Below are 24,620 nucleotides of genomic sequence, written 5' to 3' on the forward strand. Positions count from 1 at the left end.
TCAGAGCGAGATGCTCATAGGTGCAATCACTCTATGTGAAGACTTTATGGACGGCACGAAATAACACGCTCGAGCTTCCTTTCATTTATGAACAGATTTTGAGATGACAGGCCTCTGAGCTGGTGTTTCATGAGTTTGCCATTACGAGAAGGCGCAGATACCCTGACATCGAACGTTCATTCGGCGGCGGAAATGTCGCCGCACGGTACCGCAAATAAACGAAGGATGCATCCATCCTGCTAGATGTTTAGAAAGGTAAAGCTATGAAAGATAGAATTGGGAAATATAAGTTGTTCGAAGTCGGCGACCCCGCCGATGGAGGGCGGCGCTTTCTTTACAATTGCGAAAACGACCACATCGCAGAATTGAGCAAGGTCGTTGACGAGACCGCCGGTCGCGAAGCGATTGTCCTCAATCGCAACATCCCTTATGACGTGCGCCGGCGTTTGTTCGGTTTCTGCACCGATGACTATATGGTCGACCATGATGCTTTGGTGCCGTCGCCGATTTGGAATTACCATTCCCTTGAGCGCGATCCGAACTATACCGTTGTCGAGCTTCGAAAGTTGCCCGATTCGTTTATCAAGAACAGCCTCTTCAGGCTGCTGTAGAGGATGCCACTTTCGACCGCCCTCCGGCATTGCTGGAGGGCGGTCTGGCCGTTTGAGGCCATAACAGCGATGTTCGCTGTCTTTATTCCATGATGCTTGTGGTGTCGCCCATGGCACCTTAAGAGATTGCCCGAGGAAACAGAGCCTCCTCATGCCGCGTCCGACGCATCAAACCTCTGCGCGGGCTAGGCGGGGTCAACTGGCCGCTACAGGTCGGCTCGCGGGACTTGCGGTTCCGCATGCTGGTGGGCGCGGGTGCGCGTATCGCATCCGATGGGCGCACCTCCCAGCCAAGTTGCGCACCGTCGCCATCGGTGCGCCCTATGCTGGGAGGCCATTTCATGAATTCCAACAACGCGTCTTTTGAAAAACGCGCGGTGGTCGGCTCTGCTGAGGCTGCGCGGATGCTGGGCATCAGCCCCCGCACGCTCGCTAACTGGCGGGCGCAGGGGCGAGGCCCTGCATACGTGCGCCTCGGGAAGAGCCGCTCGCCCGTTCTGTATCGAGTGGGAGATATCGAATCGTGGCTCGAATCGCGTTTGGTCGGCAGCGGTCAAAGGGCGAATACGAGCGGATCCGCTCGTCGGTAGGCAACGTGCAAATCGTTAGAAAGGAGGTTCATCATGCCGCGCGTTGCCCTCGGACTCGGCGAAAGCAGCATCGACCGAGCACGCATCGCCAAGGAGGAGAACGGAAGCCTCTCCATGCAGTGGTTTGTGCGCCTTCCCAACGGACAGCTCGTGCGCCGCACCACGCGGGGAAAGTGCAGCAAGGGCGAGCTGCGCCGCAGGGCGCACGCCAAAGCAGATGAGCTTATCGCCCTGAGCGGCCAGAGCGGCGCATGGAAAGGCTCGTCGTCCATGAGCGACTACATAACACGGGAGGCCATCCCGAGCGTCGAGACCGCCGACGACTCCGTGTTGCGCCCGCGCACGAAGAAGAGCTATCTGAGGGTTCTTTCCCTCGTCGCCGACGCGCTCAAGGGGTTTCGCATCGCGGATGCCGTTCGGCCGCGCACTCTCGAAGAGGCGTTGGCGAGCATAGCGTTGAGCAGCGGAACAGCCACGGCGCGTCAATGTGCCAAGACCATGAGCAAATATGTTTTGGAGCCGCTGGTGCGCGACGAGGTGATAGCCCACAATCCGCTCAGGAGCTTCAAGCCGCGTTTGCCAGAGCATCGCGGTACGAGCAAGGCCGTAGGCGGTCAGGCTCTTGCCCCCGATGAACGGGAGCGCGTGATCGGCTATTTGCTCTCTATCGACCCGAACGATGTGGAGCCGCCGAAGCGCGGGCGCTACACGGTGAAGGACAGGCGTAGCCTGCGCCGCTCCGTGGTCGAGATCACGTTGCTTCAGGCGGCGACGGGTCTTCGCATCAGCGAGGCGCGTTTGCTCACCCGTGGCAGCATGGGAGAAGAGGGGGGTGTGCTATCCGTGACCGTGACGGCGGAGGTGTCCAAGACGCATCGCGGGCGCACCATCCCCGTCACGGATGAAAGAGTCGCCGACCGGATGCGCCGCCGGATGGAGGAGGCGGGCGACGATGCGGAAGCGCTGCTGTTCCCAGCTCCCGCCGCGTCTGGAAGCGTATGGGATCTGAACAATGCCGAGCACGCCATCAAGAAGCTGTACCGAGAGCTGGCGGACGAGCTGGATATTCCGCTTCTGCGCGAGGTGTCAACGCATGTGTGGCGCGCCACGCTTAACACCGAGTGGATGCAGAGGGGCATTCCCGAGGTGATCCGCTCAGCGTATTTCGGACACAGCCCAGAGGTCAACCGCAACTACTATACGGACACGACGAACGTGTCGGTTCTGGTCGGCATGCTACGGCAAGGCAACGGTGAAAGCGTGTAGGTATCCGTGTATGTATCAGCGTGATATAGCGTGCTTTTGCGTGATACCCAGTGATACGCTTGCTGTCAGAATATGGCATTTGAACTGGTAAAATGCCATTCCGGCCTTGGAGAACGGCAAAACGTTCGGTTTGCCCGAAGGTCGTAGGTTCAAATCCTGCCCCCGCGACCAAGAACTTGCAGCTCGTCGGCTTGGTCGGCGAGCTTTTTTCATGCGTATTGATTGGGTGCCTTTTGGGTGTTAAGGCCATGGGCGCTCGAACTACCCGATTTCGTTTTACGAGAGCCGGCTCGGGACGGCGCTTTCTCCGGTGCGTGGCGTGACTTGTTGGGTCACTTGGGTGATGAATCATGCTGTAAAGCGACAATGTCGCGACAGGAAAACGACGCTGTCGCATTGAGGATTGCGATGGCATCTCGCCGTACTCATAACGTGGAGGTTGCAGGCTCAAATCCTGCTCCTTCGATCAAGAACTTGCAGCTCGGAGATCTAACAGTCTCCGAGCTTTTTCGCATTCGTGCTACACGCGGGGCCATATCCCTTTCAATGATCTTTTCAGCAGATGGGGCACTCTCAAGAAGGGTGTTGCTATTAGAGGAATGTGGCCATGAAACTACAAAGAGCGATGCGTAATGGCCGGAGCCTCATGAAAATAGCGGTCATCTATGCGTGGCAAAGCGCAGGTTGGGCGTGCGAGCCATGCCGCAACGAGGCTCCCGGCCAAGGCCATCATGCCTCGCGGTTCGGGAGGGCTTGCGGTTGGGAGGCCCCGTCGGTCGCCGCGTACACCGCATCGCGCAGAAAGCGAGCGGCGCCTTCTCCGCAAGGTCCGTCATAGTAGGCGGTAAAGCGCTCGTCCGCTATGTACATGTCCGCCATGTTGCGGTGCGCCTGCGCAGAGTAGATGCCGTCCGGCCAAAACGCGCGCAGCCAGGTCGCGTGCATCTGCGCCAGGCGCCGAGCCGCGGCATCGGTCGGGTCGCCCTGCTCCATCGCGCGAGAGAGCTGTTTTAAAATCTCCTCGCCCAGTTCATTGACGTTGTCCCATTCCTGCTGATCCATCTGGAGCAGCTTCTCATTGGCGGCATTCACGGTTTTGTCGCCGTACTTAGCACGAATCTCCTGGCCGTACACGTGCTCGTTCTCGTCCACGGCTTGCCGCTTCAAGGCCTCAAACTTCTGCCTGTCATTCTGCTGCCCGCCCAACTTGTTCTGGTTCTTCATGTCACAGTGCCCTTCCAAGCGGTCAATGGTTTTTTCCACGGTGAGGATAAGCTGGTCTAACTCATGGCGCCTGCGGTGCAGGGCGGAGAGGTGTGCGCGCATAGCGGATGCCTGATCGCGGTCGTCCGCATCCAGCAGCGTCGCGATGCTCGCCAGCTCAATGCCAAGGCCTCGGAAGATCAGGATCTGCTGCAGGCGCTCGACGTCTGCTGGGCGATATACGCGGTAGCCGTTTTCACGCCGCGCCGGCACTAGCAGGCCAATCTGGTCGTAATGGTGGAGCGTCCGCACGCTCACTCCGCTGATGCGCGCCAGCTGCGCGGGCGTGTAGCCGCCGCCGTGAAGCTCGCCGCCCCCGCCAACGTTGCTGCCGTTATGGCGAGCGGCGTCGTAAACCTCAAAGCTCCCAATCATGGCGTTACCTCCTTGCTATGGCAGTATGCGCTATGACGCGGCGAAAGGGTCAAGGCTTGCGCAAAAGTTTGTCCGCACGAATAGCTACCATATAAGTAAGTTATATCCGCACGCGCCACATTGGTGCGGGCAAGCGCGTTCGAGAAGCTTCAAGGGGGCGTCTTATGGGTTTGGGGGACGATATTTCCAAGCGCACGTTCGACAACTTTTTTTACGAGGAACAAGAGCGCGATACGCATGCAGCGGGCGGCAGCAACAGCGATCTTGGTTGCGGCAGCGTTCTCATGGCGATGGTGCTGATCATAGGTGCCATCGTGATCGGGTTCATGCTGATCATCTGGTTCCTGGAGAGCAGGGGCTAGGGGGTCCGCGCCCAACAGCCCCCATCTTTCCATGCACAAGTCCATCCGTGGTTCCATCTGCGACCTTGCCCACGTGCCCGTCCGCGTGTTCGCCCGCGAGTCTGCGTCTGCGGGCTGGAGACCGCCGGCGGCAAATGCGTTGCAATAAACCCCTATTCCAGAGGATAGAATGAAGCAAGTGTGCACACGCCGCGGCGGGTCCTCCGCTGTGGACTTCGGGAAGGAATCAACATGAAGCGCGTTTTTGGTGTCGACCTGGGCGGCACAACCATCAAGTTCTCCATCATTGACCAAGCTGGCAATTTCATCGACCGTTGGGCCATCCCTACCAATACGGAGAATGGCGGCGCGAGCATTCCGGGCGACATCATCGAGTCCCTTAAGAGCAAGATGGCGACCCTGTTCGAGCGCGGCGAGACCATCGAAGCCATTGGCGTGGGTGTCCCCGGCCCCCGTGAATGGCGACGTCGTGGAAGTCGCCGTCAACCTTGGTTGGAACAACATGCCCCTGGGCCACCTGCTGCAGGAGGGCACGGGCCTGCCCGTCACCCTGCTCAACGACGCTAACGCAGCGGCGCTGGGTGAGGCCTGGATGGGCGGCGACTCCGCGTTCCGTGCCAGCACGGTTGTCTTTGTGACGCTGGGCACCGGCGTGGGCGGTGGCGTTATCGTGGACGGTAAGGTTCTCAACGGCCAGCACGGCTGCGCGGGCGAGGTTGGCCACATGCCCGTTATGGCGGCGGATACCCGCCAGTGCGGTTGCGGAAAAACCAACTGCCTTGAGTGCTACTGCTCTGCCACCGGTTTTGTGAAGACCGCCAATGATCTCTATGAGGCGGCCGGCGACACGCGCGTTTATACCGAGGGCAAGGATGTTTTTGACCAGGTGGCTGCGGGCGATGAGATCGCCATCCAAGCGCGCGATATCACGGTTGATTATCTTGCGCGCGGCTTGGCGGCGATCATGAGCACCGTCGACCCGCAGGAGGTCATTGTGGGCGGCGGCCTCTCGCATGCGGGGGAGCTGCTGATGGGTCCCTTGGCAGAGAAGCTGGACGAGTACGTGTTCCCCGGCACGCGTGGCAAGTACGTGCTGCGCCGCGCCACGCTCGGCAACGATGCCGGCGCTCTGGGCGCTGCCTATCAAGCGTTCCAGATGCTCGCCGAAGGCGCGGGGGAGCAGATGATCTAGTCGCGCGCCCGCGCCGCCGTAGGGTTTTGCATGGCGCTGGGTACGACAATTGATCCGTGGCGATTCCGTCGCGACTCTTTATATGAAACGGCCCGCGGGCGCAGCTCATCGCGCTTGCGGGCCGTTGCTTAGCTACGCGTTCATGGCTCCGCTGCGGTAGAGGCGCGCCGTGGGATCGATCGAGGCTACGGGCGAGGCATCGTCCAAAGACGCAACCGCTTCAAGCTGGGCGAGCACTTGGGTGGGAAGCGAGACGCCATTGTCCTTACGTGCGCCGCCAAGGCTAGCGAGCAGGTCAAGGTCATGCTCGCAGGCGTCGATGCGCAGCGAGGCCCCGTCGACGCGGGCGCGAACCTGGATGAGCCCAAGGCTGGACAGCAGGTCCTCGCAGCGGCGGATGGTGCGCAGCAGCTCTGGCGTAAGTGCCTGCCCGCAGGCGACGCGCGTGGCAAGGCACGCTCCGGCGGGGAGGTTCCATACGGGGTAGCCCCATTCGCGCAGCATCTGGCGCTCCTGGTCTTTGTGCCACCCGGTTTCTAGCAGGGGCGAGCGCACGCCCAGCTGGGTGATGGCGCGCATGCCGGGACGAAAATCCTGAGCGTCGTCGGCGTTGCTGCCTTCGACCACGGTGGTGGCGCCTAGTTGGCGGGCGGTCTGGACAATGCTTGTGAACCCGGCGAGCTTGCAGTGGTAGCAGCGGTCTTGCGGGTTGGCGGCAACCTGGGGGTTTGCGAGGGGGTCCAGCTTGACAACGGTTACGGGCAGCCCCAGCCGGGCGACGGCGGCGTTGAAAGACTCGCGCTCCGGCGTGCCCAAAAAGGGCGTATCAAGGTGGATGAGCAGTGTGCTGGCAGGGATGTATCGGGCGCAAGCGGCGGCGAGAAACGTGCTATCGACTCCGCCGGAGAACCCGACGGCGACGGTTCCCATGCTTTGCAGCAAGTCTTTGAGTGCATCAAGTTTATCTTGCAAGGTGGGCCCCCATTCATGAGGTGGACGATGATCGCGGTGTACGGCGCGCGGATCAGGCGGCGCGGCAGCGTGCAGGCCGGGCGGAGCGGGCGGCGTGCAGGCCGGGCGGCGCGACGGTGCGAATGCTGTAACGGATTGGATGCTACCCAATTGCTCGCGCGCATTATGGCACAATGAGCGATAACGTGTGGATAATGCGAAACGGGGTAAAGAGGGGTGCTCTCACGTGGTGAAAGCGGTCATTTTCGATATGGACGGAACGCTGGTCGATAGCGAGCGCCTGGGCCGCAGGGCGTGGGCGATGGCCGCGGAGCGTCTTGGGTTCGAGGGCGTGACAGAGCAGGTCATCTACTCTTTTATTGGCAAGACCAGGCCGGATGTTCTGGCTGCGTTGACGGATGTGCTGGGAAACGCCCAGGATGCGCAGCGCGTGTTCTTCTTGTCGCGCGACATTCGCCATGGCGAGCTGGGCGACCAGCTTGAGCTTAAGCCCGGCGCCATCGAGTGCCTTGAGGCCCTGCGCGCGGCGGGCGTGCCCTGCGGCGTAGCGACGTCGACCTTTAGGGATTTGGCCGAGCCCACGTTGGAGCGCATGGGGCTTCTTGGCTACTTTAACCACGTGACCTGCGGCGGAGATGTTAAAAACGGCAAGCCCGCGCCAGACATCTTCTTGCGTGCCATGGAGCTTGAAGGGGTCGACCCCGCGGAGTGCGCGGTGGTGGAGGACTCGCCCAACGGCGTCCGCGCGGGCTTTGCGTCGGGCGCGAGCGTGTATTTGGTGCCCGACCTGATCGAGCCCAGCCAGGAGATTCTTGGCATGTGCTGCCGGGTTTTGGGCAGCCTGGCAGAGCTGCCCGCCGCCCTGGCGATCTAGCTGCGGCGCGGACAGGCGCGGGACAGCGTCTGCAATGGCCGCGAACCCGGTATCGAGCTTAGGCTGAAGCGCCGGCAGCAGCCGGTCGCGTTGCTACAGGTACGTGCCCAGGTTGAGTGCCGCCTCTGCCGACTGCTGGTGCGTGGTCTTTGCCACGGTGCTTTGGCGGGCAAGCAAAAACGGGCGGATCATGGTTTGATGGCACGGATCCTCGTCCGCAAAATCTTCTGGCTTCGCCTCGCCGGATGCCAAGGCGCGCCTGCGTTCGATTTGGTCGATAAGGAATTGCACGCCGCGGCGGCCGATCTCATAGCCCGGAGGAGCGCAGGTGGTAAGCGGCACGCTGCCGCTCCAGGCCAGCGGGTTGCCGTCGCAGCCAGCTACCGCAATGTCGTTGGGAACGCTAAGGCCCGCGTCCTGCACGCCTGCGATAACGCCGGTTGCCAGCACGTCGGTAAGGGCGAGGATAAAGTCTGGGCGACGGTCTGCGGGCTGATTGGCCAGGCGCTGGGCGATCATGAAGCCGTCGCGCGCAAGGTTCCATTCGCCCTCGTCCAAAAACTCAAAGGAAACCCGATGATTGGCGGCGGCAACGCGCTTGATGCCCTTGACGCGAAGTGCTAGCTGCATGTATTCGCTTGTGCCTATGACCGCGATGCGCTGCGATCCGCATGAGATGGCGTGCTCGGCGATGAGCTGCCCTTGCGCCAGGTTGTCCGCCGCTACAAAGTAGCCGGGCTGGTCGCTGTGGATGTCCAGATAGACCGTTGGCACGGGGAAGGCCTCGCTGTAGGGGCGCCAGTCGCCAATTGCCATGGGCTGCACCAGCACGCCGGACATCTGCGTGCCCATGAAATAGCGAAGGTAGTTGTTTTCCAAGATCTCGTCGTTATCCGCGTTGGCAATCAGCAGGCCGTATCCGTGGCGGCGGGCCTCGCTGTGGGCGCCGTTGGCGATTTGCAGGCTAAAGCCGTGGTCCAGACGCGGCAGCACCAGGCCAAACGAGGCGTTGCGGCCACCAGCGAGCATGCGCGCGCTTTGGTTGGGCATGAATCCCAGGCGGCTCATGGCCTGGCGCACCGCGTCGAGCGTGCTGGGTTTGAGCTTGTCGGGGTGGTTGAGCGCGTTGGAGACGGTTCCCAGCGAGACGCCTGCCTCGTTGGCGACATCTTGGATAGTGACTTTAGCCATGGCGGTCCTTGTGCAGAGGCGCGCGCCGGCTTGGATGTGCCTTCGCGCGCGGGTTGAGGCGAATATGCGTGACAGTTGTTGTTGATGCGTAGTTGATGCGCTTCAATCTTGCTTGCAAGTCTATCACGTTTGCCTGGGGAGCTGGTGCGCGGGAGCGCATGTTACATGGATGGGGGCGGCGCTGGGCGCTTGGCGTGAGGCCTGGCACGGGTTGGGCGCGGGTTGGGCGCGGGATTGGGAACGGGTTGGGAACGGGTTGGGCGCGGGTTGGGCGCTGGTGCTGTTTTTGGCCTCCGGTTGGACTTGGGCTTCTGCTGAAAATGGCCTCCGGTTGCGCTCGACTTCTACTTTTTGGGTTCAGTTGGACTTGGCAATGCTGAAAACGCGGTTCAGTTGGACTTGGGCGTGGAGGCCTTAAGGGACTGTGCAGGGAAACGCGAGGTAGGGGCCTTGTTCGCCCGGAGGGCTGACCGCGCCAAGTCCAACTGGAGCTTATTTTCAGCATCCAGCGTGAACTGGACCTCATTTTTAGCAGAGCGCCAACTCCAACTGGAGGGCGTTTTTAGCAGTTGCCCCGCAAGAACCTGAACGTGGCTTCGTATTGGGAGGGTGCACGGAGGCAAGAGGGGCGGATGGCGCAGAAGGAGTCGGAAACCGCTGCCGCGCACTACTGGTATTTAATATGTGTAACCAGACGTTAATAAAAGCGCGCAGCTTTCTTTTTACAATAATACGCCGGCATTGAAAAAGCGCGCGGGCCCTCGCCCGGTCAGCCTTCCAGAAGCACGCGGTCGCCACTCTCCAAAGGGGCGCGGCGGTGCCGGGGCGGCCTTGGCGGCGATGGCCGGCGCGCCTTCTATTGTTGGAGAGAACGCTATGTGTGGAATTGTGGGCTATACCGGAGCTGCCGGCGCAGCTGCCATTTTGACCAGCGGGTTGTCTAAGCTGGAGTACCGTGGGTATGACTCGGCGGGCGTTGCGCTTGAGCGGCCGGACGGATCTGGCCTTGAGGTGGTGCGCCGCGTTGGAAAGGTCGCCATGCTGGGGCAGGCGCTGGAGGCGGCGGGCGAGATCGACCAAGCGGGTGTTGCTGTTCCCGGCTGCGCTACCTGCGGCATCGGCCACACTCGCTGGGCTACGCACGGTCGTCCTACAGAGGAGAACGCGCATCCGCACACCAGCTGCGACGGGCGCATCGCCATTGTGCACAACGGCATTATCGAGAACTTTGCAGAGCTGCGCGAGGAACTTGTCGCCCGCGGCCACGTCTTTAAGAGCGAGACGGATACCGAGGTTTTGGCCCACCTGCTTGAGGAGGCCTACTATGGCCGCAGCGGCAAGCCGGGCTCGCATGATTTGGTTTCTGCGCTGCGCCGGGCGTGCGAGCGCCTGGTGGGCGCCTATGGCGTGGCGGCTGTGTGCGAGGACGAGCCGGGCGTGATCGCCGTGGCGCGCAAGGACTCGCCCATTGTGATCGGTTGCTGCGAGCAGGGCAGCTACGTGGCATCGGACGCCATCGCGATCATGGACGCCACGCGCGACGTGGTGGTGTTGGAGGACGGCGTGTTCGCGCGACTCACCCCGCAGGGTGCAACCTTCACCAACGCCGCGGGCGAGGTCGTTGAGCCGCCGGTGACGCACATCGACTGGAGTGCGGATGCCGCAGAGAAGGGCGGCTATCCGGACTTTATGCTCAAGGAGATTTACGAGCAGCCGCGCGTGGTGCGCGATACGCTGGCGGGCCGTCTTACCGGCGGCGCGCTGTCCATTGACGAGCTGGGCCTGACGCTTGAGGAGCTCAACCTAATCGACCGCGTGTACGTGATCGCATGCGGCACCAGCTACCACGCGGGCCTTGTTGCGAAGAACCTTATCGAGGGCTGGGCGCGCATTCCTTGCGAGGTGGAGGCTGCCAGCGAGTTCCGCTACCGCAACCCCATTATCACCACGTCTACCCTGGTGGTTGCGGTAAGTCAGTCCGGTGAGACCGCCGACACCCTGGCCGCCATTCGCGACGCGCGCATCAAGGGCGCCAAGGTCTTTGGTATCACCAACGTGGTGGGCAGCCCCGTGGCGCGCGAAAGCGACGGCGTCATCTATACCAAGGCAAACAAAGAGGTGGCCGTTGCGTCTACCAAGAGCTTCATTGGCCAGGTGGTGTCTTTGACGCTGCTGGCCATGCTGCTGGGCCAGGTAAAGGGTCGTTTGAGCCAGGCGCAGGTACGCCTGCTGTTCCGCGAGCTGGGCGATACCGCGCAGCAGATCCAGCGTATTTTGGACCAGCAGCGGCCGGCGATCCACGATGCCGCGTTGGCTTGCAAGGATGCCTCGTCCGCTTTATTTGTTGGACGAGGAATGGGCGCCGCAATTAGCTATGAGGGCGCGCTCAAACTCAAAGAGGTGAGCTACCTGCATGCAGAGGCCTACGCCGCCGGCGAGATGAAGCACGGTCCTATCGCTTTGATTGAGCCCGGGTTCCCCGTGATCGCCGTGGCGACCAAGAGCCCCACATATGACAAGACCGTCTCCAACCTTAAGGAGTGCGAGGCTCGCGGCGCGTCTCTTATTGTGGTCGCCACGGAAGGGGACAAGGACATTTGCGCGATCGCCGACCACGTGATCTACGTGCCCGCCGTACGCGATGCATTTAGCCCCATTACCGCGACGGTCCCGTTGCAGCTGCTGGCGCGCGAGGTCGCCTTACTGCGCGGGTGCGATGTGGACCAGCCGCGCAACCTTGCCAAGAGCGTGACGGTGGAGTAGGGGGAGCGCCTCAGCGGTTGCGCAGCTGCTGCAGCGCGCACAATAAGTCTTGGTTTTGGATTTGTCATAATGAGAAACGTAAAGGGGAGGGGCTGCATCTGCCACCTCCCCTCTTTTATAGCATGACCCAGGGTAAACGAGACCCGGGCTCGATAATCGCGAGAAGCGTGATAAGCAAGAAGGCAAGGACGACGCCAAGGACGAATTGCAAAGTAACCAGCTTAGGGCTTTTCCCTGCCTTACGCTTTAGCACAAAGGCCGAATGAGAGCCGTCTGCCGCTTCAAGCGCCTCTCGATATGCCTTTGCCCTAAGAGAAGTCTTACTCCTTCTAGAAGCCACGAGTACCAAGAAAATGGCGAGCAGCAGAGCTTTGACCACGTTTGCCGCGGCGGGAACGCTATCGGGAGAGAGCTGCGAGGTTGCGACGAGGCCCGCGGTGCAAACAAGTGCGAGAGCGGTAAGTGTTGCCATGCAGAGGGTCTCCCGTGTCTCTGCGACATGGATCGCCGCCATCATTGCATCGATATCTTTGTCGATAATGGAGGAGATTTTAACCCGCAGTGCAGTGGCGACTGCTGTGAGATGAAATTTGCTCGGGTAGTCCGAGCAGGATTCCCAGCTCAATATGTCCTCGGGGGAGACGCCAATCGTGCTGGCGAGCTCTTCCTGCGTCATACCTCGGTCCAATCTGAACTCAGCTAGTTTCCGACCGTATTCCATGATGCCTCCGTAAGCTAACGATTTGATTCATACATTTTGAGCCATACATGTGAAGAAATAGTGGAGAAATAAGTGGATTAGTGTAAGAAATATACAAAAGATAGCGAAAAATATACATAATGAAATTACCCCAACAATAAGGGATTAACTAAGTGAAATAAGCTGTTTCAAAATACGTAATAAAAGAAGATACAGATATATATAGCTATACTACCTGCGTAAATAAGAAAAAACTTGTAGGAATAGCAGGTTTAATAGCAAAGTCTCTATCTATGTAATCGAGACAAAATAGGCGATTTATAATATGTAGAAACAGTGCAAATAGTCCTAAGTTGGAAAACAAAAAAATACGTATTAATATCTGCGGCGTACAGACGATAAGCGTCGAAAGGAAGATATCAATGAGCGGGCTGCTACTTCCAAAAGTTACCGTCATTTTGAGGGGATACGAGACAGAGCAGGTTCTGTGCGTTGTGGAGCAGCTGGTTGGGACAAAGGTGAACTCCATTGAGGTGGCAAGCAATTCTCCGCATGCCATGCAATCTATTGCTGCGGCTCGCAAAGAGTTTGGAGCAGAGGTTCGCGTAGGAGCAGGCACTGTTACCAATCTTGATTTGGCAAAGCAGGCGGTTGATGCTGGAGCCGAATTCATGCTGTCTCCCGTCATGTTTACTAAAGAGATGTTTGACTTTGCTAAGAAGAATGAGGTTATTACGGTGCCCGCCGCGTTCAGTCCCAGCGAGATCAAGATGATGTTCGATATGGGTGCCGACATTGTTAAGGTGTTCCCGGCGGGGCAGCTGGGTCCCGATTATGTCAAAGCTGTGCAGGCGCCCCTTGGGAAGCTTCCGCTTATGGTTGTGGGTGGCGTCGGAACGGGCAACGTCCAGAGCTTTTTCGACAAGGGCGCCACATACGCTGGTATCGGTTCGGGCATTTTTGATCCGGAAGATATCAAGACATGCAATAGCAAGAATCTTGCAGCCGCTATCAAGCGACTTGAAGAAAACGTTTGTTGGTAAGCCGCGTGCGGCCTGAAGAAGGGAAAAGAATGGCGGATCTGAGTCTCGATAGTTCATTGGTATTGCGTATCAAGGGAGACGACCTGACGACTGAGGACGTGGAGCGTGCCATGGCGGCGGAGCTCGAGCGTCAAGGCTATGCCAAGGACACGTTTACCAACGCGATTTTGGAGCGCGAAAAGATATTTCCGACCGCTTTGGACATGGGCGGCATCAACGTTGCTATGCCTCACTGCGATGTTGCGAACGTGAATAAGGCGGCGATCTGCATTGGTGTTCTCGAGCATCCGGTGGCGTGGTATCGCATGGATGATCCTGAGACGACGTGTGAGGTATCGCTTGTGACCATGCTTGCCCTTACCGAGGCGCACGCTCACTTGGAAATGCTTCAGAAGGTCATTGCGCTTGTGCAAAACCAAGAGCTCATCGAAAAGGTTGTAAAGGCTGAGAGCGAAGAAGAGATTTTCGATTTGGTTCGCGATCAGCTCATCTAATTCGAGTTTGGAATCATGCGCCCAAAGGGGGCGTTGAGAGAAAGATGGAAAGGAAACTCTCATGGCTACGAAACGTGTTCTGATTGCATGCGGCAACGGCGTTGCGACTTCTACCGTGGTTGCATCCAAGGTTAAGGACTACTGCGCTGACCATGGCGTTGATATTCAGGTCACTCAGTGCAAGATGCTTGAGCTTCACAGCAAGGCGAACGACTACGACCTGGTTGTTACCTCCGGTAAGTTCAAGGATCCCGATGTCACCACTCCGTGCATCATGGCCATTGCGTTGCTCACTGGCATTAACGAGGAGGCGACTCTCCAGAAGATCGTTGAGGCTCTTAAAGAGTAGAGAAGTCTAAATCTAGACACCCTCACTATTAGCCCCCAAAAGAGTAATTTCTATTTGGAAGGAGCGCTATGGACGCATTCCTTAATGGCGCATATGCAGTATTCCAGGCATTTATTGGTGCAGGTGCGTATGTAATGCTTCCCTTCATCATCATGGTGATCGGTTTGATTTTCCGCCTCCCCATTGCGAAGGCCTTCAAGAGCGGCATTACTATTACTTGCGGCTTTGTTGGCATTAACTTGCTGGTGAACCTGCTTAAGTCCGCTGTTAGCCCTGCGGCAGCAGCCATGGTCGCCAACTTTGGTCTCAACCTCGACGTTACCGATGTCGGCTGGGGTGCAATTTCTTCGGTGACGTGGGCGTCCCCAATCGTTGCTTTCCTGGTTTTCGAGATCCTCGGCATCAACATTTTGCTTCTGGTTCTCAAGAAGACGAATACTATGGACGTCGATATCTGGAACTACCATCATATGATGATCGTGGGCATCCTGGTTTTCTTTGTGACCCAGAATATCATTTGGGCAATAGTTGCTACCGCCATCACTGCGGTCATGACGTTCAAGTTCGCCGACTGGACCCAGCCTCTTATCGAGCATTTCTTCGGTATTCCCGATGTGACGCTTCCCACTATTTCCTATACTTCTTCAATTATTATCGCTGCTCCGCTGAACTGGCTTATCGACCGTATTCCGGGTCTCAACAAGGTCAACTTCTCCATCAAGGGGGTTCAAAAGTATCTTGGTGTTTTTGGCGACCCCATGATGCTGGGCTTCATCCTCGGTTGCGCGATGGGCGCTCTTGCACTGTTCCCGTTTGACCAGATTTTCCTTACTGGTATCAACGTAGCTGCCGTTATGGTTCTCATGCCCAAGATGACTGCTATGTTTGTTGAGGGTCTCATGCCCATCTCTTCTGCCGCTCAGAAGTTCACGAGCGAGAAGTTTGGCGGCCGCGCCCTTTCCATTGGTCTGGATGCTGCCGTTGTTGTCGGCAACCCCGAGGTCATCACCACCGCACTCATCATGATTCCGGTGACCATCCTGCTGGCCTTCATCCTTCCCGGCAATCGTATGATGCCCTTGGCGGACCTCGCAGTTGTGACCTTCCGTGTCGCTCTTGTTGTGGCCCTGTGCCGTGGTAACGTGTTCCGTTCCATTCTCATTTCCATTCCCGTTATGGCTGCGATTCTTTATGCCGGCACGTTCGCCGCTCCGTTCATGACCGAGATCGCGCAGTCCGCTGGTCTGGCATTTGATGGCCAGATTGCTTCCATGGCGGGCCCCTCGCTTACCCAGACTGCCATCATCTTCTGGAGCTGCATCTCTGAGAACGCGATTATCGTCGTTCCAGCTCTGGTTATCGCCTTCATCGCCATCTGGTATGTGGTCGAGAAGAAGATCACCATGGAGAAGATTGAAGCTTACGCTGCCGAATACGACGAGATGTAAGAAGAGTACATACCTATAAGGGACGAAGGGCGGTTTGCTCTTCGTCCCATTACAAAGAAAGGAGGTGTCCTATATGGAGCGTGCAATTGATAAGCTCGAGCCGTTTCAGCGAGCGATTTCCAAAGCGCATCTTGCATCGGCGGGTATATCCATCGATTCTCTTCAGGACACCAACAAGCCTTTGATTGCAATTGCCAACAGCTGGAATGAGGTTTGCCCCGGACACGAGCCGTTGCGTCAACTCGCGGCCGAGGTAAAGAAAGGCGTTCTCGAGGCGGGTGGAGAACCGATCGAGTTCAACACCATTGCAATGTGCGATGGAATCGCTCAGGGGCATGCTGGAATGCGCTACTGTCTTCCTCATCGCGAAATCATTGCTGATTCGTGCGAAGCTATGATTGTGGGAGAGGGGTGTTTCGATGGTGTTGTTTACCTAGGAAGCTGCGACAAGATTATTCCGGCAATGCTTATGGCTGCGGCGCGCATCAACCTTCCGTCTGCCCTGGTGACCTGTGGGCCTTGCTATGACGAAATTAAGCCTTCTGAGTCCAAAGCGCTCCGCGCGCGATTCCTTGCTGGCGAGGCAACTGAGCGTGAGGTTATCGAAGGCACGCTAAAATACTACACTGGTCCGGGCGTGTGCCCGTTCCTCGGAACCGCGAATACCATGGGCTGCCTAACCGAGGGCCTCGGCATGATGCTTCCCATGGGGGCTCTCTGGCCCTCCTCTACGAGTCAGAGGCGATTCAGTGCGCGCCGTACCGGTGCCGCCGTGGTGGATATGGTTCGCCGCAACATCAGGCCCTCCGATATTATGACCCAGGCCGCCCTTGACAATACGGTCAAGCTGCTTGCTTCCATCGGCGGTTCTCTCAACGCTTTGATTCACCTGCCCGCTTTGGCCAAAGAACTTGGTTTGAGCTGCACGTGGTCGCAGGTTGCTGAGATTACCTCCAGGACCCCGGTGATATGCAATGTGGTGCCGAACGGCGATATCTCTTGCATTAATCTATACAAAGCAGGAGGAATCCCCGCCGTTCTTAAGACCATCGAGGGCGACCTGGACACCTCAGTGATGACGGTGACGGGTAAGACTCTGGGAGAAAATCTTGAGGGCGACATCCTAATCGACCGCTCTGTTATTCGAACCCAAGATGATCCTAATTCTGTTGCGAAGGGCATTCAGGTGCTTTACGGCAACCTTGCACCGGAGGGCGCACTGGTTAAAACGAGCGCTGTGCCCGCTGACCAGCATGTGTGGTCTGGCGTCGCACAGGTCTTCAATTCAGAAGAGGAAGCTTTCGTCGCATATAATGCTGGGGATATTAGGCCTGGAACTGGTGTGGTAATTCGCTATGAGGGTCCCAAGGGTGGTCCGGGAATGAAGGAGCTTCATCGCGTTACCGAGATTATGAAGGGCATCCCTAACTCCGCTGTCATAACTGATGGCCGCTTCTCTGGAGCGTCTGGAGGTCTTTCAGTCGGATACCTTTGTCCCGAGGCGTACGAGGGGTCACCCATTGCTTTGGTGGAGAATGGCGACGTGCTCAACATTGATCTTACCCGCGACTTGATTGAGGTTGAGGTAAGCGATGAGGAGCTTGCCAAGCGTAGAGAGAAATGGGCGCCGGTCGTTCATGAGAACAACGGTGGGCTGCTCGAGCGCTACGCTAAGTCTGTAGGCTCTGCGAAAACGGGTGCCGTTGTTCGTTAATTACATTTAGGAATAAATATGGTCAAGATGGTCTTTTCCGATTTGGATGGAACGTTTTTAACGCCCGATAAGATCATTACGGCCGAAAACAGGAACATGCTGGACGTCGTGTATGCTCGTGGCGTCCAGTTTGTTCCTTGTACAGGCCGCAATCTAAGCGATATTCCTTCGGAGCTGCTGGCTCATCCAAGTGTTTCGTATGCGGTTTGTTGCAATGGCTCTCTCGTGGTGAATGCGAAAACTGGTCGCGTCTTGCAAGAGACTCCCATTGAAAAGCGCACAGTTTTGGGGCTGTACAACGAGCTGTCTAGCCTCCAAATAACTTTCGATGTTTTTGCGGATAGGCGCGTTTATACCGAACGTAGTCGTTTCGGGTACATTGATACAGTGGAATTGTCGGGACCTACAAGGGACTTCATTAAAGCTGGTAGAACATTGTTCGATTGTTCAATGGAAGAGCTGATGACGCAGACGGGCCCCGTTTGTCGTCTCAATATTTTTTACCATACCAAAGAAGATTGCGATCTTGTGTGGGATGCTATTGACAGGCGTACTGAACTCAGGAGGAGCACGTCTCTCCCTTGCAACGTTGAGATAACTGACGCATGTGCTCACAAAGGAGCCGCCCTTGAATGGCTTTGTGGATTCTTAGGCGTTTCCACGGCTGATGTGGTGGCATTCGGTGACAATGAAAATGATACGACCATGTTGCGCGCTGCTGGAGACGGTGTGGCGATGGAGAATGCCGTTCATGCCTGCAAACTTGCTGCCGACCACCTCTGTGCGAGCTGCACGGAGTCCGGAGTGTCGCGATATCTAATGGGTCGTTTGGGCTGTTTAACGTAGGGAGGATTCGGGGTTGTCCTGCGGTTTGATCGTTGCGTCTTGCGCCGTTACGTTTGGTATTTTTAACAAGGTTCCTGTGGAGCGTCTTGAGGACGCAGGGTGTGAGGTCCGTTTGAATCCTTATGGACGCCCTTTGACTCCCGCCGAGATCGTTGAGCATGCTAAGGATGCCGACGTTATTATTTTGGGTAACGACCGCCTCGACTCTGCCGCTATTGGCAAGCTTTCCAATCTCAAGCTTGTCGTTCGCCATGGAGCGGGTTTAGATAATATCGACTTCTCTGAGCTTGGCAAGCGGGATATTACTGTGGCAAACACCCCTGGTGCCAACAAAGAGGAAACTGCTGACCTCACCTTTGCCCTCATTCTTGATTTAGCTCGCATGGTGACTCAGAGCATTAATCAGCTCAAGGGTGGCGTATGGAATAAAATTCCAGGCAGAACTCTTTATGGTAAGACAATTGGCATTATTGGTGTAGGCGCTATAGGCATGGCGGTTGCCAGCCGTGCCATGGGGTTCGGGATGGATATCTTGGGCAACGACATCGTCCAACGTGATGAGGCCGCACGCTTCGGGCTTCTATACACGAGCCTCAATGAGCTTCTCTCCGCTTCGGATGTTGTGACAATTCATGTGCCTCTGACTTCGGCGACCAAGAATTTGATCGGAGCTCGGGAGCTGAAAAGAATGAAGCCGGGTGCGCTTCTGATTAACACGGCCCGTGCGGGGGTCGTTCGTGAGGCGGCTCTTGAGAAGGCTCTGATGTCTGGACATCTTGGCGGATACGCGGTCGATGTTTACGCTAAGGAGCCGCCAGATCCTACTTCCTATATGAGCCTTCCAAATGTGCTCACTACTCCACATATTGGATCATCGACGATGGAGGCGAACCTTCGAATGGGCGACATGGCGGTCGACAATATTTTGGCATTCATGAACGGGGCCGTACTTCCCAATAAAGTTACGGTGGTTGATAGACTGAGGTTCTCTTAGGCGGTCGGCTGAATCGCTCGCGCAGCTATTGAGCCCAGGAGCGGGAGAGTTCCTGGTAGCGGCGCGCAGCCAGGCTGCCGCGCTGCCAGATCAGGCGAAAGTCATGTTCTACAAAGAAGTCCGCAGGGGTGATGTCGCGCAGCTCGCCCTGGTTAAGCTCGCGCTGCACGGCCGCGCGATACATAAACGTAATGCCAGCCCCTGCCTGAACGCAGAGTTTGATGGCGGGGATGCTGGCGACCTCGAGCGTGCCGGCAAAGTCGCCTACGGCGAGGTCGCGCGCTGCCAGGTGCTTTTCGAGAATCTCGCGCGTGCCGGATCCCTCTTCGCGAAGAATGAGCCTGCGATCAAGCAGGTCCGTCAGGGACGCGGGGCCGCCCGGCGCGTCAAACTCGTCCACGCATCCAACGGCAACATAGCGCTCTCGAGACACGGTGGCGAAGTCAAAGCGTTCCCGGTCAAAAGATCCCTCTACCAGGGCAAAATCTATGTCGCCAGCCTCTAGGCGCATCACAAGGTCATGCGTGTTGCCCACGCTCATCCGCACCAGCTCGTCGGGGTGCTTCGCCATGTGGCGGGCCAGCACGCGCGGCATCCAATAGTCGCAAATGGTGCGCGTGCATCCAAAACGCAGCGGCGCTTTGGCAGGTTGCTCTTGTGACAGGGCTTCTGCTTGCGTTTTGAGGCGTCCTTCGTCGTTTTCCATGGTTTCCAGCGCGCGAAACAGCATGGCTCCCGCCGGCGTAAGTTCGCCGCGCCGGCCTCCCCTGTAGAACAGGTCGCATCCGTAATGCGCTTCAAGCTGGCGGATGTGCTGCGATACGGCGGGCTGGGTGATGTGCAGCTCCGCCGCCGCCCGCGTAAAGCTGCCCAGCTTGCACACGGCCAGGAACGTGTGGGTTCGGTAGTCCAGCATGGCGTCTCCTATGCTCAAGCATCGTCCACGGCATCATCCGCAGCCCTGTACATCGCATCGTCCATTGGCATCATCCATATATAACAAGTAATTATGGAGTGATAACCAAATGGGTGAAAAGAATTATAAACCAAGGTAGTACCATCTCTTTGCACATTCACCCGGCGGCGGACTGGGAACAGCTGCGCCGCATACGATGGCCGGCGGCCCGGCACGCGGGGCAGCGCCTAGGGAAAGGACGATGACATGGCGGGAAGAACGTGGGACAAGGTTCAAGATAGCTGGAGGGGCGTGGCGCTATGCCTGCTTATCGCTTTGCCGGCATGGTTTTTGGGCAAGCGCTTTGACGTGATCGGCGGGCCGGTTTTCGCCATCCTCATCGGTATGGTGCTGGCGCTGTTTATTAAGGACGATGCGGCGCTGCCGTTTGCGCCCGGTGTCAAGTTCACTTCTAAGAAGATCTTGCAGTACGCGGTTATCCTGCTGGGATTTGGCCTCAACCTTTCCCAGATTGCGCGCGTGGGCGCCCGTTCGCTGCCCATTATTGTGGCAACCATCACCACGTCACTGGTGATTTCTTTCGCCCTGCATCGCGCCCTCAAGATCCCCACCAAGATTTCCACTCTGGTGGGCGTGGGGTCGTCAATTTGCGGCGGCTCGGCAATCGCGGCGACCGCTCCGGTTATCGATGCGGACGATGAGGAGATAGCGCAGGCCATCAGCGTCATCTTCTTGTTCAACATCATCGCCGCGCTTATTTTCCCGGCTCTTGGAGGCATGCTGGGCCTTTCAAACGAGGGCTTTGGCCTGTTTGCCGGCACCGCCGTCAACGACACCTCGTCCGTAACCGCCGCTGCTGCCGCGTGGGACGGCATGCACTCTGGCGCCAATACGTTGGACGAGGCGACCATTGTGAAGCTCACTCGCACGCTCGCCATCATCCCCATCACGCTGGCGCTGGCATTTTGGCAGGTCCACAAGGCCAAGCGCGCCGCCGCGAACGGCGAGGGCGGCGAGGCCGCGGGCACGTTCGATATCAAGAAGATCTTCCCCTTCTTTATCCTCTTCTTTGTGCTTGCCAGCGTGATCACCACGGTCTTCGCGCTGCCTGCGGGCGTGACCGCGCCCATCAAGGAGCTGTCCAAGTTCTTCATTGTGATGGCTATGGCGGCGATTGGTTTCAACACCAATATAGTCAAGCTGGTCAAGACGGGCGGCAAGCCCATCTTTATGGGTCTGTGCTGCTGGATTGGCATCGCTCTGGTGAGCCTGGGCATGCAGCATATGCTTGGCATTTGGTAGGCTGACCTTATTGGCGCCGGCACTCGATGATGGGTGCCGGCGCCTTTTTCTATGTCCACGTTTCGTTAGCATTCCGTACAAATTTCGTGGGCGGGCGCCCCTGCATATATGATGTAGCGCGCAGCAAATATGAAAGGTTCGGTTATGCAAGAGGCATTCTTCTCGTTCATCAGCCAGTTTGGCTACTTTGCCGTCGCGGCGCTCATCTTGCTTGAGAACGTGTTCCCGCCCATTCCCAGCGAGGTCATCCTGCCGCTTTCCGGCGCCCTGGTTACCCAGACTGACATGCAGTTGCCCGGTGTCATTGCGTTCGCGACCGTCGGCTCCGTTGTCGGTGCCTTCTTCCTATATGGTATTGGCCGCCTGTTGTCGCAGGAGCGCCTGGAGGGCTTTTTCGACACCAAACCCATGCGCATGCTGGGATTCCACTCCGGCGACGTGGCTAAGGCTATTGGTTGGTTTGATAAGCGCGGCCAGATCACCGTGCTCATCTGCCGCTGCATCCCCGTGGTCCGCAGCCTGATCTCTATTCCGGCGGGCACCGCCAAGATGGGCATCATTCGCTTTACGCTGTACACCCTTGTGGGTTCGCTGGTGTGGAATGCCGTGCTATGCACGCTGGGCTTCTATGCCGGCAATGCGTGGGAGACCGTGTCTCAGCAGGTCGAGGGCTTCTCCGACATCGTGAAGATCGTCATCATCGTGGTTGCCGTCGCCGTCATCGCTTGGTGGGTTGTCAAGCGCATTATCCCCGCCATGAAGAAGGACCGCGCTGAGTAAACCGAGCAATGACGCTCGAGCGCCCTGCGTATGGGCCGGCGGCAGGCTGCCGATCGCTCGCGTTTGCGCCTCCGGGCCCCTTTCCAATCGATGAAACCAAAAGAAAGGCCGCTTTTCCCGTTACGCACAGCGGGAAAAGCGGCCTTTTTGTTGGTTTCGTCAAAGATGCTTTTACAACTTTTGCTCTCTTACGTGACGCTTGGGCGGTGGCGCCGGTGGCGGATGTTCGAGGCGGCGCGCGGCAGCAAGGCCCCATGGATTGGGGGCTGCTTGGTCGCATGGCAAGCTGTATCAAAAAAGTTTGGCATCTGCATAAATGAGATCGAGACAAGAATAAATAGCGGCAACGTGTTTATGTGCTCCGTATCAACACGCAATCGTCACGCTTCTGGTCCAATCCATACCGCTGCTCGAACAAGTTGCCCGTCCACCTATTTATTCGATTGGCGAACGGTATTTGGGGGTTTAACTAAGGGTAGCTATTACATCCGAGCGCCCGGCGGGGCGCGCGACGCCGAGGAGGCAGCCATGGGACTGAAGGCAGACGACACTCTCACGTTTTCGTTTGAGGAGCTGCTGGCTTACCTGCGCTCCAAGACCCGTGTGTTCATGGATGTGGACGACCACGAGTACTACATCACCCACACCGACGGCTACTGGCGCGTGCAGGATTGCGAGAAGCTCAACCCCAAGGGTCGTTTCTCCGACTGCTCCGAGCTTGTTACCACCATGTCCGAGCTCGTCGAGCTTCCGTGGCTGGATGGTAAGAGCCTGCACGATCTGTTTGAAAACGCCACGTTCTACGAGTCGGTGCAGGAGGGTTGGGTCCGCCCCGAGTAGGCTAACCAACGGGGCGCGTGGCGCCCGTAGGCATTCGCACGCAATCAAATGAACGCTTCATGGTTGGGGCGCTCCGTACGGGGCGCCCCTTCGTCATTTACTATGCGCGGCAGATCTTTTTCCTTGCGAGCATCAATGCGTAGCCCAGCAGGTTTTGCCCGCGCCATAGCGCGGGGTCGAGTCGGGCGGGATCTTTCATGGACAGCCCTATGCCCCAGATGCGGTCTTTGACCGCGCGCTCAGCCAGCATGGCGTTGCCGGTTTCGTTAAGCTGCGCGCAAAGGTCCGGGTTCTGCTCGAACTTGGCAACCAGCCCCTCGTACACCTCAATCTGCCGCATGCCGCTCCATATGTGCTCGTTATAGTTTGCGACGAGTCGTCCCAGTCGCTTGATTTCCCCAACATCGTCAATCTCGAGTATACGCGTGGCGATCCCTTCGTCGTTAAAGCACATTGCCTTGCGGTACATCATGTATTGCTCCATTGAAGAGAACGCTATCCCGCGTACCGTGAAGCGCGATGGATACCAGTTGCTTAGGTAGCCGTTTTCCTCATTTGGGTTATGGAAGCAGATAATCTCATTCATTGCCTGCCCACCTTCTGTACGGCAAGATCCAAGTCCAGATCATGGAGGCCAAAATATGCCTTCTTGAGGAAGTTGAGCGGCACCTTATCGATGACTTCGGCGCTGGGAATGTTGTAGAACCACTGGTAGTAGGCGTAGAACTCACCAATCCAGTCGGGCATAAATCCCTCAAGCGCCTTTCCGTCCTTCAGCTTGTAGCGCTCGGTCTCTGTGAAATACTCCCATAGCTCCTCTGCGCTCATCGTGTTTACGTAGGCCTGGCATTCATCGATGTATTTGCGAGTCTTGCTGGTCATATATGCAGTGATGAAGTCCTCTGTGCTCTTATGGGGAAAGGCCTGCGCTACAAAATCGAAGAGCTTGCCTTGGTTTTCCACCACATCGTCTAGGTAGTCTTCTGGATATGACGTCATTGCCGCGGCTCCTTACAGCAGCGTGCTGAATACATTGGTTACCTTATTAGCATCGGAATCGATGAGGCGCCGCATGTTTGCGCGTGCTTCGATATCTCTCCGATTGTATTTCTCGTTGAACTCATCGTAGCTTACGGCCGTAAGGCCGCTCTCAACCTCTTGAAGGCGCGAGTATGCTACATCAGATTTGATGCAGTATTGGATTCCCAGGCCACCCAACGACAGAAGCTCCTCCAAGATGTCAACGTCCACGTTGTCTCGGACGAATTCCTTGGCGATGTAGAAGTATGACGCGTTTGCGCGCCAGCCTTTGATAACGTCATATCCGCTGGTGTCGATGCCGTAGGCTTCGATGAATTTAGCTGCGAGCATTCGATAGCGCTTGGAATCGGCGGCGCTGCGATGCTTCATCAGTTCGGCTAGCCAGGCTAGGACGTTGTACTGCTGGAAGTCTAGGATGCGCAGATCCTCGAGGTCCAATTCGTAACGGTGGACCCAACCGTTCGATTCATCCGGCCTGCATACGGCCCACTCCTTGGCAAGCCCTACGCTCTCGGTTAAGTAGAAACCACGGCCGTAGTCATGCTTGTCATTTCCTAAACCGAACGCGGGCGTTACCTCCTCATGGGGGGCCGTGAAAGAGCGTAATCGTTGTCATGAGCATCCCCCTCGCATATGTCTATTCGAGTGTGACCTCCTGCAAATGTACAGCATTTGCAGCGATGCTAGGCGGCTC

Annotated in this window: 25 protein-coding genes and 1 pseudogene; 18 read left to right on the forward strand and 8 right to left on the reverse strand. The window is 57.5% G+C overall.

What is annotated here, in order from left to right:
* The first annotated feature begins 290 nt into the window (after positions 1 to 290).
* From B3H65_RS09140 to B3H65_RS09145, 3 genes are all read left to right on the forward strand, one after another.
* On the forward strand, positions 291 to 611 hold the full coding sequence (locus B3H65_RS09140) for a hypothetical protein (protein ID WP_286685000.1): 321 nt from the start codon (positions 291 to 293) through the stop codon (positions 609 to 611).
* A 341-nt stretch (positions 612 to 952) separates the two neighbouring features.
* On the forward strand, positions 953 to 1,201 hold the full coding sequence (locus B3H65_RS10470) for a helix-turn-helix domain-containing protein (protein WP_349675997.1): 249 nt from the start codon (positions 953 to 955) through the stop codon (positions 1,199 to 1,201).
* Positions 1,202 to 1,234: 33 nt separating this feature from the next.
* On the forward strand, positions 1,235 to 2,467 hold the full coding sequence (locus tag B3H65_RS09145) for a tyrosine-type recombinase/integrase (protein WP_286685001.1): 1,233 nt from the start codon (positions 1,235 to 1,237) through the stop codon (positions 2,465 to 2,467).
* Positions 2,468 to 3,196: 729 nt separating this feature from the next.
* Here the strand turns inward: B3H65_RS09145 and B3H65_RS09150 are convergent.
* Positions 3,197 to 4,105 (reverse strand): MerR family transcriptional regulator, encoded by a 909-nt coding sequence (locus B3H65_RS09150; RefSeq protein ID WP_286685002.1) that lies wholly within the window; start codon positions 4,103 to 4,105, stop codon positions 3,197 to 3,199.
* 164 nt (positions 4,106 to 4,269) lie between these two features.
* Here B3H65_RS09150 and B3H65_RS09155 point away from each other — a divergent pair, with 164 nt between their 5' ends.
* The 3 genes from B3H65_RS09155 to B3H65_RS09165 all read left to right on the forward strand — a co-directional run bounded on the left by B3H65_RS09155 (position 4,270) and on the right by B3H65_RS09165 (position 5,659).
* Positions 4,270 to 4,467: a hypothetical protein gene (locus B3H65_RS09155; protein ID WP_270240035.1), complete on the forward strand. Its 198-nt coding sequence runs from the start codon at positions 4,270 to 4,272 to the stop codon at positions 4,465 to 4,467.
* A 231-nt stretch (positions 4,468 to 4,698) separates the two neighbouring features.
* On the forward strand, positions 4,699 to 5,034 hold the full coding sequence (locus B3H65_RS09160; protein ID WP_286685003.1) for a hypothetical protein: 336 nt from the start codon (positions 4,699 to 4,701) through the stop codon (positions 5,032 to 5,034).
* Positions 4,937 to 5,659, forward strand: coding sequence for an ROK family protein (locus B3H65_RS09165; RefSeq protein ID WP_286685004.1), 723 nt, complete (start codon positions 4,937 to 4,939; stop codon positions 5,657 to 5,659). The genes B3H65_RS09160 and B3H65_RS09165 overlap by 98 nt, the downstream gene beginning before the upstream one ends.
* 132 nt (positions 5,660 to 5,791) lie before the next feature.
* Here B3H65_RS09165 and B3H65_RS09170 read toward each other — a convergent pair whose 3' ends face one another.
* The gene (locus tag B3H65_RS09170; RefSeq protein ID WP_286685005.1) at positions 5,792 to 6,631 is read right to left on the reverse strand and encodes an ATP-dependent sacrificial sulfur transferase LarE; all 840 of its coding nucleotides are present in this window, start codon (positions 6,629 to 6,631) and stop codon (positions 5,792 to 5,794) included.
* Positions 6,632 to 6,857: 226 nt separating this feature from the next.
* Here B3H65_RS09170 and B3H65_RS09175 point away from each other — a divergent pair, with 226 nt between their 5' ends.
* Positions 6,858 to 7,505, forward strand: coding sequence for an HAD family hydrolase (locus B3H65_RS09175; RefSeq protein ID WP_286685006.1), 648 nt, complete (start codon positions 6,858 to 6,860; stop codon positions 7,503 to 7,505).
* A 93-nt stretch (positions 7,506 to 7,598) separates the two neighbouring features.
* On the opposite strand, the gene B3H65_RS09180 is transcribed toward B3H65_RS09175, so the two are convergent.
* Positions 7,599 to 8,696 carry a LacI family DNA-binding transcriptional regulator gene (locus B3H65_RS09180; RefSeq protein WP_286685007.1) on the reverse strand — a complete coding sequence of 366 codons (1,098 nt, stop codon included), beginning with the start codon at positions 8,694 to 8,696 and terminating at the stop codon, positions 7,599 to 7,601.
* An 876-nt stretch (positions 8,697 to 9,572) separates the two neighbouring features.
* On the opposite strand from B3H65_RS09180, the gene glmS reads away from it, so the two are divergent.
* On the forward strand, positions 9,573 to 11,459 hold the full coding sequence (gene glmS, locus B3H65_RS09185; protein ID WP_286685008.1) for a glutamine--fructose-6-phosphate transaminase (isomerizing): 1,887 nt from the start codon (positions 9,573 to 9,575) through the stop codon (positions 11,457 to 11,459).
* 115 nt (positions 11,460 to 11,574) lie between these two features.
* On the opposite strand, the gene B3H65_RS09190 is transcribed toward glmS, so the two are convergent.
* Positions 11,575 to 12,180, reverse strand: coding sequence for a helix-turn-helix domain-containing protein (locus B3H65_RS09190; protein WP_286685009.1), 606 nt, complete (start codon positions 12,178 to 12,180; stop codon positions 11,575 to 11,577).
* 332 nt (positions 12,181 to 12,512) lie between these two features.
* Between B3H65_RS09190 and B3H65_RS09195 the strand changes: the two genes are divergently transcribed.
* The 7 genes from B3H65_RS09195 (at position 12,513) to B3H65_RS09225 (ending at position 19,047) form a co-directional block, all read left to right on the forward strand.
* Positions 12,513 to 13,202 (forward strand): bifunctional 4-hydroxy-2-oxoglutarate aldolase/2-dehydro-3-deoxy-phosphogluconate aldolase, encoded by a 690-nt coding sequence (locus B3H65_RS09195; protein WP_286685010.1) that lies wholly within the window; start codon positions 12,513 to 12,515, stop codon positions 13,200 to 13,202.
* 29 nt (positions 13,203 to 13,231) lie between these two features.
* Entirely contained in the window at positions 13,232 to 13,696 is a 465-nt protein-coding gene (locus B3H65_RS09200; RefSeq protein ID WP_009141103.1) for a PTS sugar transporter subunit IIA, read from the forward strand.
* Positions 13,697 to 13,757: 61 nt separating this feature from the next.
* Positions 13,758 to 14,045: a PTS sugar transporter subunit IIB gene (locus B3H65_RS09205; protein ID WP_009141104.1), complete on the forward strand. Its 288-nt coding sequence runs from the start codon at positions 13,758 to 13,760 to the stop codon at positions 14,043 to 14,045.
* Between the two features lie 68 nt (positions 14,046 to 14,113).
* Positions 14,114 to 15,493, forward strand: coding sequence for a PTS galactitol transporter subunit IIC (locus B3H65_RS09210; protein WP_286685011.1), 1,380 nt, complete (start codon positions 14,114 to 14,116; stop codon positions 15,491 to 15,493).
* Positions 15,494 to 15,566: 73 nt separating this feature from the next.
* Positions 15,567 to 17,207, forward strand: a complete 1,641-nt coding sequence (gene ilvD, locus B3H65_RS09215) for a dihydroxy-acid dehydratase (protein ID WP_286685012.1) — start codon at positions 15,567 to 15,569, stop codon at positions 17,205 to 17,207.
* Positions 17,208 to 17,225: 18 nt separating this feature from the next.
* Positions 17,226 to 18,053, forward strand: a complete 828-nt coding sequence (locus B3H65_RS09220) for a Cof-type HAD-IIB family hydrolase (RefSeq protein WP_286685013.1) — start codon at positions 17,226 to 17,228, stop codon at positions 18,051 to 18,053.
* A gap of 13 nt (positions 18,054 to 18,066) precedes the next feature.
* Positions 18,067 to 19,047 carry a phosphoglycerate dehydrogenase gene (locus B3H65_RS09225; protein WP_286685014.1) on the forward strand — a complete coding sequence of 327 codons (981 nt, stop codon included), beginning with the start codon at positions 18,067 to 18,069 and terminating at the stop codon, positions 19,045 to 19,047.
* A 25-nt stretch (positions 19,048 to 19,072) separates the two neighbouring features.
* On the opposite strand, the gene B3H65_RS09230 is transcribed toward B3H65_RS09225, so the two are convergent.
* Positions 19,073 to 19,963, reverse strand: a complete 891-nt coding sequence (locus B3H65_RS09230) for a LysR family transcriptional regulator (protein ID WP_286685015.1) — start codon at positions 19,961 to 19,963, stop codon at positions 19,073 to 19,075.
* A 246-nt stretch (positions 19,964 to 20,209) separates the two neighbouring features.
* Between B3H65_RS09230 and B3H65_RS09235 the strand changes: the two genes are divergently transcribed.
* The 3 genes from B3H65_RS09235 to B3H65_RS09245 all read left to right on the forward strand — a co-directional run bounded on the left by B3H65_RS09235 (position 20,210) and on the right by B3H65_RS09245 (position 22,885).
* Positions 20,210 to 21,265, forward strand: a complete 1,056-nt coding sequence (locus B3H65_RS09235) for a YeiH family protein (protein WP_286685016.1) — start codon at positions 20,210 to 20,212, stop codon at positions 21,263 to 21,265.
* Between the two features lie 144 nt (positions 21,266 to 21,409).
* Positions 21,410 to 22,045, forward strand: coding sequence for a DedA family protein (locus B3H65_RS09240; RefSeq protein WP_281695182.1), 636 nt, complete (start codon positions 21,410 to 21,412; stop codon positions 22,043 to 22,045).
* A 528-nt stretch (positions 22,046 to 22,573) separates the two neighbouring features.
* Positions 22,574 to 22,885, forward strand: coding sequence for a hypothetical protein (locus tag B3H65_RS09245; protein ID WP_009141112.1), 312 nt, complete (start codon positions 22,574 to 22,576; stop codon positions 22,883 to 22,885).
* 100 nt (positions 22,886 to 22,985) lie between these two features.
* Here the strand turns inward: B3H65_RS09245 and B3H65_RS09250 are convergent, their stop codons facing one another.
* From B3H65_RS09250 to B3H65_RS09260, 3 genes and pseudogenes are all read right to left on the reverse strand, one after another.
* Positions 22,986 to 23,471, reverse strand: a complete 486-nt coding sequence (locus tag B3H65_RS09250) for an NADAR family protein (protein WP_286685017.1) — start codon at positions 23,469 to 23,471, stop codon at positions 22,986 to 22,988.
* Complete coding sequence (locus B3H65_RS09255) at positions 23,468 to 23,884, reverse strand: hypothetical protein (protein ID WP_286685018.1); 417 nt, start codon at positions 23,882 to 23,884, stop codon at positions 23,468 to 23,470. Before B3H65_RS09255 ends, B3H65_RS09250 begins: the two co-directional genes overlap by 4 nt.
* A 12-nt stretch (positions 23,885 to 23,896) precedes the next feature.
* A pseudogene (locus B3H65_RS09260) lies at positions 23,897 to 24,487 on the reverse strand (DUF3990 domain-containing protein); the annotation flags it as partial.
* Between the last annotated feature and the right edge of the window lie 133 nt (positions 24,488 to 24,620).

Source organism: Collinsella sp. UBA1693, from assembly GCF_002320115.1.
In the GTDB taxonomy this organism is placed as follows: domain Bacteria; phylum Actinomycetota; class Coriobacteriia; order Coriobacteriales; family Coriobacteriaceae; genus Collinsella; species Collinsella tanakaei.